The 15,874-nt window shown below is 54.4% G+C and carries 11 protein-coding genes; all 11 read left to right on the top strand.

All coding sequences use genetic code 11. The features are described from left to right. Positions 1-144: 144 nt before the first annotated feature. The 11 genes from FMM01_RS09625 to cas9 all read left to right on the top strand — a co-directional run bounded on the left by FMM01_RS09625 (position 145) and on the right by cas9 (position 15,847). Positions 145-2,715, top strand: coding sequence for a beta-L-arabinofuranosidase domain-containing protein (locus FMM01_RS09625; RefSeq protein ID WP_150392367.1), 2,571 nt, complete (start codon positions 145-147; stop codon positions 2,713-2,715). 101 nt (positions 2,716-2,816) lie between these two features. Then, positions 2,817-3,704 carry a magnesium transporter CorA family protein gene (locus FMM01_RS09630; protein WP_150392368.1) on the top strand — a complete coding sequence of 296 codons (888 nt, stop codon included), beginning with the start codon at positions 2,817-2,819 and terminating at the stop codon, positions 3,702-3,704. Between the two features lie 11 nt (positions 3,705-3,715). Then, complete coding sequence (locus FMM01_RS09635; protein WP_190973328.1) at positions 3,716-4,570, top strand: helix-turn-helix domain-containing protein; 855 nt, start codon at positions 3,716-3,718, stop codon at positions 4,568-4,570. Between the two features lie 85 nt (positions 4,571-4,655). Beyond that, positions 4,656-6,656 carry a glycoside hydrolase family 31 protein gene (locus FMM01_RS09640; protein WP_150392370.1) on the top strand — a complete coding sequence of 667 codons (2,001 nt, stop codon included), beginning with the start codon at positions 4,656-4,658 and terminating at the stop codon, positions 6,654-6,656. Between the two features lie 451 nt (positions 6,657-7,107). Beyond that, positions 7,108-8,244, top strand: coding sequence for a 5-methyltetrahydropteroyltriglutamate--homocysteine S-methyltransferase (locus FMM01_RS09645; protein WP_150392371.1), 1,137 nt, complete (start codon positions 7,108-7,110; stop codon positions 8,242-8,244). 33 nt (positions 8,245-8,277) lie between these two features. After that, a complete protein-coding gene (locus FMM01_RS09650) occupies positions 8,278-9,489 on the top strand; it encodes a MalY/PatB family protein (RefSeq protein ID WP_150392372.1) in 1,212 nt (403 codons plus the stop codon). Between the two features lie 26 nt (positions 9,490-9,515). Beyond that, complete coding sequence (locus FMM01_RS09655; protein WP_051225105.1) at positions 9,516-10,739, top strand: trans-sulfuration enzyme family protein; 1,224 nt, start codon at positions 9,516-9,518, stop codon at positions 10,737-10,739. A gap of 179 nt (positions 10,740-10,918) precedes the next feature. Next, positions 10,919-12,088 (top strand): GH25 family lysozyme, encoded by a 1,170-nt coding sequence (locus FMM01_RS09660; protein ID WP_150392373.1) that lies wholly within the window; start codon positions 10,919-10,921, stop codon positions 12,086-12,088. 256 nt (positions 12,089-12,344) lie between these two features. Next, positions 12,345-13,310 carry a GH25 family lysozyme gene (locus FMM01_RS09665; RefSeq protein WP_190973329.1) on the top strand — a complete coding sequence of 322 codons (966 nt, stop codon included), beginning with the start codon at positions 12,345-12,347 and terminating at the stop codon, positions 13,308-13,310. Between the two features lie 30 nt (positions 13,311-13,340). Beyond that, complete coding sequence (locus FMM01_RS09670; RefSeq protein WP_027827611.1) at positions 13,341-13,823, top strand: hypothetical protein; 483 nt, start codon at positions 13,341-13,343, stop codon at positions 13,821-13,823. Positions 13,824-13,948: 125 nt separating this feature from the next. After that, complete coding sequence (gene cas9, locus FMM01_RS09675; RefSeq protein ID WP_150392375.1) at positions 13,949-15,847, top strand: type II CRISPR RNA-guided endonuclease Cas9; 1,899 nt, start codon at positions 13,949-13,951, stop codon at positions 15,845-15,847. Positions 15,848-15,874 lie beyond the last annotated feature (27 nt).

Consider the following 15,874-nt stretch of genomic DNA (forward strand, 5'->3'; position numbering starts at 1 on the left):
CGACTATGATACGCTATGTTGTCGAATGGGGCACGTTTTTAAGCAGAAAGGTGGCCGTGCCGGCCAGTTGACCCAGTGTAAAGGACGCGGTACGATGGGCGTCGAATACGTTTTCACTAAAAGTGAGGAGATGTTTACTAAAAAATGGTCACGAATACATTATTGTCCCGCTACCGCACGCCGGACCATTACCTTCAGGGCGCGGACATGGCCCGGGTGACCGTGACCGATCCCGGATTGCAGCACGCGGCGAAACTGGAAATCGCCTATCTGCTTGGTTTCGACCCCGCGCGCCTGCTGGTCGAGTTTCGCGCCACCGCAGGATTGCCCACCGGCGATGCAAAGAATTACGGCGGGTGGGAAAACGGCCCGGCGGCCGACCGCAATCCAGATGGGACTACCAGCCCCACCCGCTTCACTGGTCACTTTGTGGGCCACTATTTGTCTGCCTTGAACGAGGCCTGCACCGCAACGACTGCGACCCCCGAAGAGAAAAAGGCCCTGACGGCTAAATTGACCACCCTGGTGGACGGCCTGGCCGCCGCCCAAACGGCGTATGGTCAAGCGCATCCCGAATCAGCGGGTTTCATTCCGGCCTTTCCAGCAGCAGCCCTGCCCGATGGTGCGGATGGCTTGCTGGTGCCTTTCTACAACTTGCACAAAATTCTGCAAGGCCTGGTGGACACAGCGACGATGGGGCCGACGGAAACGATCCGGGCAACGGCGCTGACTGCGGCCAGCCGTTTCTCGGATTTCATCAATGCCTGGCACGAAGCACATGCGGCGGTTGATATGCTCAAAACCGAATACGGTGGGATGAACGCGGCGCTTTATGAGTTGTTTGCCCTCACTGGCGACGATCAGCACGCAGCGGCTGCGCATCTGTTCGATGAAGTGCCGTTGTTTGCCCGCTTAGCGGACAACGAAGACGTGCTGCCGGGCTTGCATGCCAACACCACGATTCCGAAACTGATTGGCGCGCTCACGCGGTATGTCGTGTACACGGAGAATCCGCTGTATTATTTCCGCTTGTCTAATAAAGACCAGCTGGCTCTGGATATTCTGTATCGCCAAGCGGCCGAGAATTTCTGGCAGATGGTCATCGACCATCATACTTACGTCATCGGGGATAACTCGCAATCGGAGCATTTCCACTCCCCGGATGCACTGTGGCAGGATGCCACGACCAACGGCACTGAAGACGGCGGGTATAACGATAATTCCACCTGTGAGACCTGCAATGCCCACAATATGCTGAAGCTGACCCGGCTCCTGTTTCGAGTCACCGGTGATGTCCGCTATTCGGAGTACTACGAGCATACCTTCAGAAATACGATCTTGGCTTCCCAAGATCCAGACACCGGCATGACCACTTATTTTCAGCCAATGCAAGCCGGGTATTCCCGGGTGTTCGGCGTTCCTGGCACGGGCTTAAACGGCAGCACCGCCCAAGGCGAATACTGGTGCTGTCAGGGAACCGGCATCGAGAACTTTGCCAAACTCAGCGATTCGTTGTACTTCATTGATGACCACGATGTGTACATCAACATGTTCTTCAGCAGTACGCTGATATTGCCGGAATTGAATGCCAAGATCACGCAGACGGCAAACCTGCCCAAGCAGGCGGCCGTGCACATCACGATTGACCGGTTGGATCCTAGCCAGCCCCTGGCCTCGTCCCTGCGGCTGCACTTGCGGATTCCGGCGTGGGCCAATCATGACCTGATTTCTCTTTCAGCCGGCGATTTCACCCGCACCGCCGAGGACAAACCGGCGGACGACTGGATCACCACTACTGTGAATGATGGCCCATTAGATTTGCTTTACACGATTCCGGCGGTCTTACGGACGGTCGCCAGCCCGGATAATCCCGATTGGGTGGCTTTCCAATTCGGCCCCACGATTCTCGCCGGGGCACTGCCCACAGATCAGGACACCCCAGGAGATTACGCTTATGGCGGGGTGAAAGTCCGGGTGGCCAAGTTCTCCCAGACCGCCCATGCGGAAAGTCTGCTGGTCCCTAAAGACGGGTTCACTCCGAAGACATGGTTATCCGTGTTGGATGACCATGTGATCCGGGTGGACGATCCCGACGACGACCGGCCGCTCACGTTCAAGCTCCGCGGCTTGGCCCAGGGGAACGGCTTAACGCTGCATCCTTACGCTGAGTTGAACCGCAACTTCTACGCAGTGTACTGGACCCTCGCCCAAGCCGATTCCGATGCGTATCGCCTGATTCAAAAACAGGCGGCCGCCGCCGCAGCGGACGCCCGCCGGACCATTGACCGCCTGCTCCTCTTCGATAACAACAACGCCGAGGCCGGCAAGCACTATGCGGTCAGCGCCGACGCCACCGTGGGCAACTACGCTGGGCACACGTATCGCACTGCCAGCAGCAACGGCTGGTTCAGCTATAACCTGCAAGTGGATCCGGACAGTGCGGTCAATTACTTGGCTTTGCAGTTCAACACGGCAGACGCCGGTCAGCGGGCGGTCATCGCGGTGGGCGGTGCTTCGATCGACACTGTGACCGTCAATGCTGAACCAGCGAACGGCTTCTATTGGGCCTATCTGACCCTGCCGGATGACGTGCTGGCGTTGGCCGACGCCACTAATCTGGGACCGCACACGGTGACGGTGCAGTTGAATGGGACTGGTGAAACCACGATGCCGCGACTGTTTGGGATTAAGACATTGAGAGAAAAGCCAATTTAATAGAATTAATGTACCCCCGACTCGCTGTCCCAATTAGGGAATAGCGAGTTTTTTCAAATGTGCGATAATAGATTTATTGTTTTATTTGGGGGAGGAGTACCATGACGACCGAGGACACATTTCACTGGCAAATCATTAACGGCAAACAACCCGCGGAGCAGACCTTGCTGCGTACGAAATATCACATTACCGAAGAAGTGATCACTTACGCCCTGGACGAGGACGAATCGCCCCACGCGGAGCTGGACCGGGCGACGGGGACTTTCTTACTCATTTACAACGTGCCCCGGGATCAGCCGGAGGATGACGTCTATGACGCGCCGCTAACGTTCATCATCAAAGGTATGACGCTGCTGGTGGTGGACAACGGGACGACGCTGCGGGTGTCGGATAAATTGTACCGGACGCTGGCGCAGACGGAAACGACGTCCCCGTTCAGTGCCTTATTCACCTGCCTGGTCAAGCTGACCGACATGTTTGCGCCATTAGTGCAGACCGTGGATAACGAGCGTAAGGCCATCGTGCCCGAACTGCGGAAGCATACGACCAAGAAGGCCCTGTTGCGGCTGTCCGACTTGAGTCTGCGCGCTGACTATCTCAGCCGGTCGGCCAAGCAGAATACAATGGTGCTGCGCCAGGTCCACGCCCATCCGATTTACCAGCGCTTCACGGTGGGCGAAGAAGAGCAGTTGGCCGATGTCGTTATTGAAGCGGACCAGGTCCTAGAGATGGCGGAGCTGTCCTCCCACACGTTGGATCACCTGTCCCAGACGTATGATTCGATTCTAAATAATAACCTGAACGACGTGATGAAATTCATGACAGTTTGGAGCTTGCTGCTGACGGTGCCGACGATTGTCACCGGATTCTATGGTATGAACGTGCCGTTGCCGGCGCAGCATAGTCCCTGGGGCTGGATCATTACCATCGGCATCACGTTAGCGCTCTGGCTGGTGATGGGTGCCTTCCTGCACCGCTGGATGAAATGACGAATCCCGCGATGGCCCTCAAAGAGCCGACCCGGCACGGGACGCTAACGCTGCCTGTGGCTTGGTACGGTCACGCCCGCCGCAGTTGGGACGGGTTCTTTTTCTTCGCCCATTGGCATGATGAGCTGGAACTATTCACGGTGGAGAAAGGCCAAATTGAACTGATCATCAACGGCCACGCCCGGGTAATGGCCGCCGGCACTACCGCGCTGATTCCCGCTCGCGTGATCCACGCGGCCCATGTGGTCCCGGCGTCGCCGGTGGCTGCCCAATTTTCAGCCATCGTCTTTGCGCCGCGCTTTATTGCCAGTGAAACCACTGATGCGGTGCAGGCCGTATTGACTAAGACCCGAACCGTCGCAACGGTCACCCCCGGAATGGTCAATCAGGCTGTGCTGGCCCCGTTGTTGGATCAGTTTGCAACGGTCTATGCCGCGACGGCTCCCGAGCGGCCGTTGCTGCTCAAAGGTTTGCTGTTGCTGATTCTGGCCCAGCTCTTAACGAATCCGATTCCCGACCCGCGACGGACCGCTCAAGCCCGGCTGCAGGAGCAGCGGCAGAAACAAATTTTGACCTATCTCAATGCCCGTTTCGCCGAGCCGCTCACCGTCCCCGGGTTAGCCGCCGTCATTAATCTCAGCCCGGAACAGTTCACCCGTTTCTTCAAGGCGGCCTTTCACCGGACTCCGATGGCTTTTTTGCTGGCCTTTCGCCTGCAACAAGCTGCCCTGCTGTTGCGTCAGACCGCCGCGCCGATTACCGACATTGCCTTCCAGGTCGGCTTTCAAAGCGCCAACTATTTTGCGGCTCAGTTCAAGCGGCATTATGACGTTTCCCCCACGGTTTTCAGAAAGATGACAGAATAATGCTAGTGCGTGCCGGTTCTTTGAAGGCGCGCTTTCTTTTTCTCCGCTAGACTATAGGCATTATCAGCGGAGGAATGTGATTATTTTGACAATTTTTACCAAAGGACCGAATTACTTAGAGTGTCAAAACAGTAATGAGCGCTTGCGGATCATTGCGTGGGGCCAGAACAGCTTCCGGGTGGTGGCGACACCCACGGGGCCGCTAGATCTGGCCTGCAGTGCGCTGCTGCCGACCGCTTCAACAGCCGCAGTAACCGTGACTGACACCCAGGCCACAATCACCAATGGCCAGATCAGCTGCGTCATAAACAACGGCGATTGGTGGGATCGCACCGGCCGTTTGCGGTTTTATAATGCTGCCGGTGACTTATTGCTGGAAGAATTAAATCCTGGCGGTGCCTTGCAGCGTCAGGCCCGCCGCTTCGAGCCGCTTTCTGGTGGCGGCCAATACGCCTTAACTGCCTCGTTTGCTGGTCAACCGGCAGCCCATTTTGCCGGTATGGGCCAGTACCAGCAGACCATCGCCGATCTGAACGGCACCACCCTGGAGCTGGCCCAACGCAACTCCCAGGCATCGGTCCCCTTTTATTTATCCAGCACCGGCTACGGCTTTCTTTGGCATAACCCGGCCATCGGGTCCGTGACTTTCGGTAAAAACGTGATCGAATGGCACGCCCAAGCCACCGCGCAACTGGATTACTGGATCACGGCCGGGGATACCCCCGCCCAAATTGAAGCGCAGTACAGCGCCGTTGTTGGCCAGGCACCGATGATGCCGGACTACGGTCTGGGTTTCTGGCAATCTAAACTGCGTTACGCCACGCAAGCGGACGTACTGGCAGTCGCCCGCAAGTACCATGAGCTGAAAATTCCGGTATCCGTCCTGGTCATCGACTATTACCACTGGCCGCGCTGCGGGGATTATCGCTTTGATCCCCATTTCTTCCCGGATCCAGCGGCGATGGCCGAAGAATGTGCCCGTTACGGGATCAAGCTGATGGTGTCGGTTTGGCCGCAAATCGATGAGCGCAGCGAAAATTACGCCGATATGCGGGAACGCGGCCTGCTGGTCCACACGAATCATGGCCTGCCTGTGCAGATGAAATTCCATGGGAATAACGAATTCTACGATGCGACAAATCCGGCCGCCCGCCACTATGTGTGGGATAAGGTGCAGAAAAACTATGGCGCGCACGGGATTCATCTCTTCTGGCTGGACGAAGCGGAACCGGAATTCAGCACCTACGACTTTGCCAATTACACGTATTACGCTGGCAGCGTGCTGAGCACCGGCAATCTGTATCCCCGGGAGTATGTCCGCGGCTTTTATGAGGGTGAAATTGCGGCTAACGGCCATCCCGAAGTCAACCTGGTCCGCTGCGCCTGGGTCGGCAGCCAGCGTTACGGCGCCTTGGTGTGGTCCGGCGATATTCATTCCACCTTCCAAGATCTGCGCAATCAGATCAGCGCTGGCTTGCACATGGGGATTGCCGGCATTCCCTGGTGGACCACCGACATCGGCGGATTCCATGGCGGCCGGCCGGATGACCCGGCATTCCGAGAATTGCTGGTGCGCTGGTTCCAGTTCGGCGCCTTCTCACCGGTAATGCGGATCCACGGTGCGCGGCAACCGATGACCAAGGTCTACAAGGCCGATGGCGAAGAAACGGAAGCAGCCGGTGCGCCTAATGAGGTATGGAGTTTTGGCCCCGAAGTGGAGAAAATCCTGACGAAGTTTATTCGGATTCGGGCATTGCTCAAACCGTATCTAGAGAAAGTGATGACCGCGGCCCATGAAACGGGCGCACCGGTGATGCGGCCGCTCTTTTATGAGTTTCCTAACGATCAGGCAGCGTGGCCCGTAAATGATCAGTTTTTACTTGGTGCAGATATCTTAGTCGCACCGATTGTCCATGCGGGTGATCGCCAACGCGAGGTCTATCTGCCGGCTGGTGCGGAATGGACCGACGCGCGGACCGGCCAGCATTATGCTGGTGGTCAGCGAGTGGCAGCGGCTGCACCGCTGGATAGTCTGCCAGTGTTCTTGCGGGATGGCCGACAGACGGAACTGCAGGGGCGCCTGTAATGATCATAGTTCGCATTTTCCACCCTTGACACCGCCCACTTTTCGCCCTATAGTCAATACCAATAAAGCAAATACGAAAAACTGCTGTGAGAAGATGAGTAGAAGCACGCGGTGTTCTCAGAGAGCCGGTGGGTGGTGCGAACCGGTAATGCCAACGCGTCGAACATGGTCTTTGAGCGATTCCGGTGCCAAGCTCATATGCGAGGCGGCGGTGGGTGCGCCCATTATTGCGTCGGAGTATCGTCCTGATCGTACTAAGGTTACGGTTTGGACTGCACTCGTGAGGCTGGAGGTGTGAACCGTCAGCGAAGATAGGTGGTACCGCGTTTGCCCACAGCAAGACGTCCTTGAAAATATTTTTTCAAGGACGTCTTTTTTGTCCAGAGAGCGCAGGCCCGCGCTTCTGTCGGCCGGAGCTCATTTGCCTACATAAACGAAGGAGCGATCATTCATGACCAATAGCACACTAACGAAAACCGTTTATCCGTACCGTTACGACCAAGTCGGCAGCCTGTTGCGGCCCGCCCGGTTGCACCAAGCCCGAGCAGACTTCGCCGCCGGCAAGATCGACCAAGCCGCCTTGACCCAAGTCGAAGATGACGAAATCAAGCGCATCGTCGATAAGCAAGTGGCCCTAGGCTACAAGGATGTCACCGATGGCGAATTCCGCCGGTCTTGGTGGCACTTGGATTTCTACGCCGGATTGAAAGGTACAGAGTTCTTCACCCCCAAGGAAGGCTGGGCCTTTTCCGGCGGCGAATCTCGACCGGGCGGCGTGAACGTCACCGGCCCCGTCGCATATAATCCGGAGCACCCGTTCTTTCGAGCGTTCCAATACCTGCAAAGCATCGTACCCGCTGGCGTGGCGGCCAAACAAACCATTCCGAGTCCGTCTGTTTTCTTCCCCAGCGAACCGGCCCACATCCTCAATCATTATTATGAGAATGTCCAGGACTTCTACGATGCACTGATTCCCGCGTATCAGAAAACCATCCAGCATTTCTACGACCTCGGCTGCCGCTACCTGCAATTAGACGACACGGCTTGGGGGATGTGGGCCGCCTTCGCGCACAATGCCCACGAAAAGGTCCTGCAGCCAGAATGGGCCGCCCAAGCCAAGGAAGCCGTGCGGGTAATCAACGCAATTATCGCCGCCAAGCCCAAAGACTTGACCATCACGATGCACATCTGCCGGGGCAACTACAAGTCCCAATGGGCCGGCGCCGGCGCATACGATCCAGTAGCTGATTACTTAGCTGAACTGAACATTGACGGTTTCTTCTTGGAATATGACGATGAGCGCTCCGGAGGCTTTGAGCCACTAGCCAAGATCAGCGCCAACGGCCGGCATCAGCGGATCGTCTTGGGCCTGGTCACCAGCAAACGGCCGGAATTGGAAGATGAAGACGGGTTGAAGGCCCGGATCAAGTACGCCAGCGAGTTTGTTCCTTTGGCTGACCTGTGTCTGTCCACCCAATGCGGTTTTGCTTCCACTGAGGAGGGCAACAACCTGACGGAAGCCGACCAATGGGCCAAATTGGCCTTGGTCGCCAAAACTGCCAAAGATGTTTGGCCTGATGCCCAGTAGAAACACCGCAATAATAGAAAGGACCTGTGCAGCATGGCAATCGAATTAACCCCGGAAAACAAAGCGTTTATCAAAACCCACCTGGTGGATCGGCACCACACCAATACTTTGAAGTGGGACGCCTTAGACGACCGGTTCAGCAACCCGGACCTCTTACCGCTGTGGGTGGCGGACATGGAATTCAAAACGGCCCAGCCAGTCCGGGACGCCCTGGTCAAGCGGGTGGAAGAGGGCGTGTTCGGCTATTCCTACATTCCGGACAGTTATAAAGCCGCCTTCATCGACTGGCAGCGGGACCGCCACGGGATTACCGTCAAGCCGGAATGGCTGCGGTTCGACACCGGCGTTGTCAACTCCTTATACGGCCTGGTCAACTGGCTCACCGAACCCGGCGACCCGGTGCTGATTTTTCAACCGGTGTACTATCCCTTTGCTAATGCTGTCACCGACACCCACCGCAAACTGATTTCCTGTAATTTAGTGGATACGCCCCAGGGGTGGCAGGTGGATTACGAAGCCTTGCACAAGATCATCACGGAAGACAAGCCCAAACTGGTCATCTGGTGCTCACCCCACAACCCGGTGGGCCGAATCTGGAAACCTGAAGAACTGGAAACCATTTTGACGCCATTGGTGGCCAACGGCATCCCAGTAATTTCAGACGAGATCCACGAGGATTTCGAAATCGGTGAGCAGCCTTTCACCTCGGTTCTGGATGTCGCCGACGGCCGCTTTCGGGACGGTGTCATTGTGGTCAATGCCCCGAGCAAGACATTCAATCTGGCGACTTTGCTCCACTCCCATGTGATCATTCCCAACGCGGCCTGGCGCAAGGATTACGATAGTTTCATTAAGTCTATCCACCAGACGGAACCCAGCCTGCTGGGCGTGGTGGCCGGCGAAGCCGCCTACCGTTATGGTACAGCCTGGCTGGATCAAATTCTGCAGATCATTCGCTATAATGACGGGCAAGTCCGCGAGATCTTGCGCCAGGCCCCCGGCGTGAAGCTGCATCCGCTGGAAGGCACCTACCTATTGTACGTTGATCTCGGCCAGTACATCCCCGCGGACAAGATCCGCGACTTCGTGCAGAATCACTGCCACTTGGCAGTGGATTACGGCGCCTGGTTCTCCCCGCAAACCCCCACCTTTATTCGGTTGAACCTGGCCACCGACCCGGCCATCGTGGCCCGCGCCGCCAGCCAGATCGTCACCGCCTTGCAAGAAACAGTACCGGCCCTGTAACGCAGTTGAGAAAGGATGATTACTTCATGACTAAAGATCAATTTGAAAAACCGCTGGATCCCGAATTTCCTTTACATGATGATTCGCTCACTGTCCAAGGGGCCCCCGCCCGGCACAACGAATACGGGGCGATCATGGCGCCGATTTTCCTAAGTACCACGTATCGGCTGGAAGATATCAACCAAGCCGGCCCATATGAATATATCCGTACTCAGAATCCCACCCGGCAAAAGGCGGAGGACGCCGTGGCCCGCTTGGATCATGCCGATCACGCTCTGGGTTTTGCCTCCGGCATGGCCGCCATCGCCACCGTCTTTGAACACTTCCATCCGGGGGACCACATCCTGTCTTCCGCCAATATCTACGGCGGCACGTACCGGTTCTTCCTCGACATTCTGGGGCCCCGTAAGGTCGATTATGACTTCATCACCGACTTGAGCACCCTCTCGGATGCCGACTTCAAACCGAATACTAAAGCCGTTTTCCTCGAGACCCCCGCCAACCCCACGCTGCGCGTCTACGACATCGCGAAGATCGCCGAGCTGGCCCACCGCCACGGCGCCCTGCTCATCGTTGATAACACCTTCATGACCGGCTACTTGCAGAAGCCGCTGGCCCTGGGCGCCGATGTGACGGTCTATTCCGCCACCAAGTTCTACGGCGGCCACGCCGATCTGAACGCCGGCTTCATTACGCTGAACGACACCGATTTGTACAACGAATTTTTCTTCTATCAAAATACCCTGGGGGCCACGCTCAGTCCCTTCGACAGTTATACCCTGCTCCGAGGTATTCGCACCCTAGCGATTCGCTTGGACCGGCAGCAGGAGAACGTCAAGGCTGTGATTGGCGCATTAGAAAAGCATCCGGCCGTCAGCCAAGTCCTGTATCCCGGCTGGTATTCGCCAGATGAAGCCGCTATTCAAAAGAAGCAAGCCAAGGGCCTGGGCGCTGTGATCTCCTTTGCCGTCAAACCGGGTGTTGACCTGGGTGTCTTCTTCGAGAAACTGCAAATGATCGACCTGGCTGTCAGCCTAGGCGGCGTGGAATCCTTAGTCTGTCGACCCACCACGATGACCCACGCGCCCTATCCCAAAGACAAGCTGAAAGAAATCGGTGTACGCGACAATCTGGTGCGCTTCGCCGTCGGTATCGAGAATAAGGATGACATTATCTACGACCTCTCCCAAGCGCTGACCATCGCCCAGGAGAGCGATGAAGTGCTGGATAAGAAAGTGGATATTCAATAACCCTGACATCGAATGGGCCAAGCTGACACAGCCTGACCCATTTGTTATTTTTTAAGCAGTAATCGCGGGTCCGGCCCTTAAAGATTTTGTAAACAGATAGTAATGCAGTGCACGAACTTCACCATGTATACTAGAGGAGATGTATTAAGCATTTCTTAAAACACTTAGGAGGAATTCGCATGCACAGTTCAAGGAAGAAACGGGTCCTGTTGACCGCGTTTCTGACATTCTTCGTTGCTTTGTTCGGTTTCAATTCAATCGCCCAAGCAACGACATACGGTATGTTCGCTGACGTCGCCAGCTATCAACCAGATGACGTTCTTTTCTTCAAGAATCTTGCGACTAATCAAGTGGCCGGCGTTGTCGTGAAGATCACTGAAGGCAGCGGCAGCGGTGCCTATGTTAACCCGAAGGCTGCCAACCAAATTGCCTCTGCGCAAGCAGCAGGCCTGAAGGTCAGCCTATACCACTACGCCCGGTATAACGGGGCGAGTGCGGCGAAGGCCGAAGCTGATTTCTTTGCTGGCCAAGCCGCAAAATATGGTCTGGGTAAAGATACCGTTATGGTTGCCGATGTCGAGGACAATTCCTTGAGCAATCCTTACGGCGACACGGTCACGTTCCAACAGGAATTGGCTCGGCTAGGCTACAACAATCAAGTCACTTATTCCATGGCCTCTTGGTTCTGGGCCAACAAACTGCCCCGCAATTATCCCATTTGGGTCGCCAACTACGGTGTGGACAAGCCCGGTGTGGACAACGCTGCGGCGTGGCAATACACCAGCAACTACAATGGTCAAAGCGTCGATATGAGCTATGACTTCTCAGGCATCTTCACTACCGGCAGCAATACCGGCACGACGACCCCGAGCACTGGCGATACCGCCACAATCAACTACATTCCCGGCTATGGTATCGCGCTGTGGAACGGTTATGGTGCCAACCGGACTTATGCCGGCCGAACATTGTTGACCGGTTCGAAGTGGAAGGTACTCGCCCAAACTTATGCCGACGGTGAATACTGGTACAACTTGGGCGGCAACCAATGGATTCAAGGCAAGTACACGTATGCGCCAACCGGCATGGACGGCGTGACCACGATCAATTCCAATGGGTCGTCTAACTCCAAGGCCATCACGATCAAGTACGTGCCGGGCTACGGCATCGCTCTGTGGAATGGCTATGGTGCCAGCCGCAAGTATGCTGGCCGGACATTAGCCAACGCCTCCAGCTGGGCTGTCTACGGTGAAAAATACGTGGATGGTGAATATTGGTACAATCTGGGCGGTGACCAATGGGTTGAAGGTCAGTACACTGACAGCCCTAACGGCTTACCCGCTTTCCAATAAAGAGTGTTGATTTGAAGCGACCGCGTGACGGCCGCTTTTTTATTGGTCGAACCAATTTTTGAAAATAAATGGAATATAAGAAACCGGGCGACCAGGTGGGCGCAATCGGCCTAGGAGGCTCCCAGAATGTCTGACAAAAAAGTTAAGGAATGGTAATGTAGACCAGCCGATTATCTGTTATCCTTGTGGGAGCACATAAACCTGAGCTGGGCACTCGACAGGCGTCAAGTTGCCAACTCTATGAGGAGGAATTCGATTGCACCATTCACGCAAGATCGTTCAGAAGCTGGGTATTGCCCTGTTACTCGGAATTGGGGTCGGTACCGCCACCTTCGTTTCGAACGCTGACGCCGCGATCGTTGGCCAATTTGCCGACGTCGCCAGCTATCAGCCAGATGACGTTGTTTTCTTTAAGTCTTTATCTACCAATAAAATCGCCGGGGTGGTCATTAAATTGACCGAAGGCAGCGCTGACGGCGCCGCCTACGTCAATCCTAAGGCTGGGGCCCAAATCAAAGCGGCCCAAGCAGCCGGTTTAAAAGTCAGCTTATATCATTATGCCCAGTATAGCGGCGCACAGGACGCAAAGAATGAAGCTGACTTCTTTGCGGACACCGCTGCCAAATATAATTTAGGCACAGATACCGTTGTGGTGGCTGATGTGGAAGATTCTTCACTGCCCGATTCCTACAATGACACCGTCTCCTTCCAGAGCCAGCTTGCCGCCCGCGGTTTCAATAATCAAGTCACCTACTCCATGGCCTCCTGGTTCTGGGCCAACAAAGTACCCCGCAATTATCCGATTTGGGTGGCAAATTATGGCGTCAATATGCCCGGTGTGGACAATGCGACGGCCTGGCAGTACACCAATAATTACAATGGTCAGCACGTGGACATGAGTTATGATTTCGGCGGCCTCTTTACTGGGACCAGTTCGAGCAGCACCGGTGGCACCAATATTGATACTGGCACGCCGACCACCCCGACGGTGACTCAAAACGCGGTGGCTCAAATCAAGTATGTACCCGGCTACGGCATTGCGCTCTGGAATGGGTATGCCAGCAGCCGTTCCTATGCGGGCCGCACATTGAAGCACGCTAGCCGCTGGAAGGTCCTCAAGCAAACGCAGGTTGACGGCCATTACTGGTACAACCTAGGCGGCAACCAATGGATTGAAGCACAATATACAGACCATCCTAATGGTTTCAGCTCGCTTTCGTAGTACAATATATCAAGTAAGGAGGTCACACCCATGCTTAAGAAGAAGATCGCGTTACCGTTACTTAGCGCCGCACTCTTGCTCACGTTAGGCGCGTGCAGCGCAGGTAACAACCAGAGTGCTGCTTCCAGCAGTACATCGAAGACTGAAACAGTTAAGAAAGACAGCGGCTCAAAGAAGAGCAGCAGCGAGTCCGAAAGCTCGTCCACGACCAGCAGTTCATCCTCGGATAGCACCAGCAGCAGTTCATCAGCTAGCAGTTCAAGTACTGCCAGCAGCTCAAGCAGTACAACGGCACAGATTACCAGCTCCGACGCGGCTATCAATGCGTTGAAGCCCACCGCCGCTGCTAAGTTTGCTGCGGACGCGCCGCTCGTTTATGCATTCGATCAACAAGTCAATGTGAACGGCAAGTCTGGTTACCAGATTGAGGTCGGCAAGAACAACGGCCGCAGCACGGTGGCATTGTACAATGTGTTCACCGACGGTACGATTCAGCTCGTTAAGGTTTACTAATCGCGTATTTGATTCAGCGACGATCCCGTGATGGGGTCGTTTTTATTTTGTGAAACAAAACAATTGCCTTCCCCGATCGAAAGCCTGATAATAGGATTATTAATTGTGAAAAGAGGAGCAACGTTATGGAGCCTTATGGAGTTGGTATTGATATCGGCACAAGTTCGATTGGCTGGACAGTCGTCAACGTCAACGGTCGTGTGATTCGCGTACGCCACCATCTGGGTATCGGCGTACGCTTATTTCGTTCAGGAATATCCGCTGGTGATAGACGAACCGCACGAACCACCCGCCGCCGCTTGAAACGGCGCAAATGGCGCCTGGGTTTGCTTAAAGAAATCTTTGCGCCCCACATTGCCAAAATTGATCCTGACTTTTTCCTGAGAATGAAATACGCAAACACTTCACCTCTGGATCCGCTGGCGCCAGATGTTGCTAAAGGCCTGTTTAATGATCTGTCCGACCAGGAGTACCACAAAAAATATCCAACCATTTACCATTTGCGTTATGCACTAATGACGGAACCGCATCAGTTCGATTTGCGTGAAATCTATTTGGCGTTGCACCACATTGTTAAATACCGCGGCCATTTCCTGAATCCAGCGCCTACTGCCAGCTTCAGGCCGGGCAAGTTGGACCTTGGAAAGACTTTCACCGCCTTAAACGAGGATGCAGCGATCATCTTTGACTTTGAAGGACCATTGTTACCAATCACTCCAGAGATTTTGAACCAGACAACTGACATCCTCCTTAATCAGGAACAATCTCGGGCAGATCGCCAAAAAGCAATTGTTGCGTTGCTGAATACAATTACTGAACCGGACAAAGATCTAGCCAAGAAGAAAAAATCCGTCCTCACGGAGCTTATTAAGGCTACACTTGGTTTGCAGGTCAATGTCGCATCACTACTCGTAATGGACGCTGATGCATTCAGCACAAACAAGTTGTACTTTGCCGGTTTTCAGGATTGGTTCGACTCCAGCACTGGTCAACTGACCGAAGACCAGATGAACTTTCTGGACACCTTGAATTCGTTATATGGTCAAGTCCAACTTTCGGCAATCATTCCGTCGGGGAAAACACTATCTGAAGGAATGATTGAATGCTATGAACACCACCAAGACGATTTGAAAATGCTTAAGGATTTGCGTAACCATTCGTCAAAGAAAAAGAGCCAGGAGTTGAAGGCAGCTTATCATGATTACATTGCTGGCACAGACAAGAGTAAGCCTTTGCCTTACGCAGACTTTTTGACCCGCTTGAAAAAAATCATTGGGACAGACGAATCCCCCCTCGCCCAACAAATTTTAGGAAAAATTGAACAGAGCTCGTTTCTGCCCAAACAGCGGAACAGTGAAAATGGTGTGATTCCCCACCAGGTCCAGCAACAAGAGTTCGATCGGATCATTGAGAATCAAAAAGCCTACTATTCTTGGCTAGCTGAGAAAAATCCAGTTTCCGACCCGAAACGGGTCAAAAATCTGCCCTATATGCTTGACGAACTAGTTGGGTTTCGCGTGCCATATTACGTGGGGCCGATGATTACCGCAGAGAAACAAGCAAAAACTTCTGGGGCATCTTTTGCTTGGATGGTCCGAAAAGAAGCAGGGGCTATCACTCCCTGGAACTTCACTGAAAAAGTGGATAAAACTGCTTCAGCTGCCGAATTCATCAACCGAATGAAGACGCCTGATACCTATCTGCTGGGTGAAGATGTCCTGCCGAAACAATCTCTGCTCTACCAAAAGTTTGAAGTGTTAAACGAACTGAACAATATCCGGGTCGACGGCCGTAAGTTGGCTCGGGACACGAAACAGCGTCTCTTCAATCAACTGTGCATGCATCATTCCAGTGTGACAGTACGGATGATTCAAGATAATTTAGTGACAGCTGGCGAATACAAAACTCGGCCAGACGTCAAAGGCCTCAGTGATCCAAAGAAAATGATCAGTCGATATAGTACGTACCAAGATCTTCAACAAATCATCCCGGAGCAAATCGACCAGTCACAGTATCAAAAGTAAGAGGTCGTTAAACGGGCGTATATGAAA

Source organism: Schleiferilactobacillus harbinensis (assembly GCF_008694105.1).
GTDB classification, from domain to species: domain Bacteria; phylum Bacillota; class Bacilli; order Lactobacillales; family Lactobacillaceae; genus Schleiferilactobacillus; species Schleiferilactobacillus harbinensis.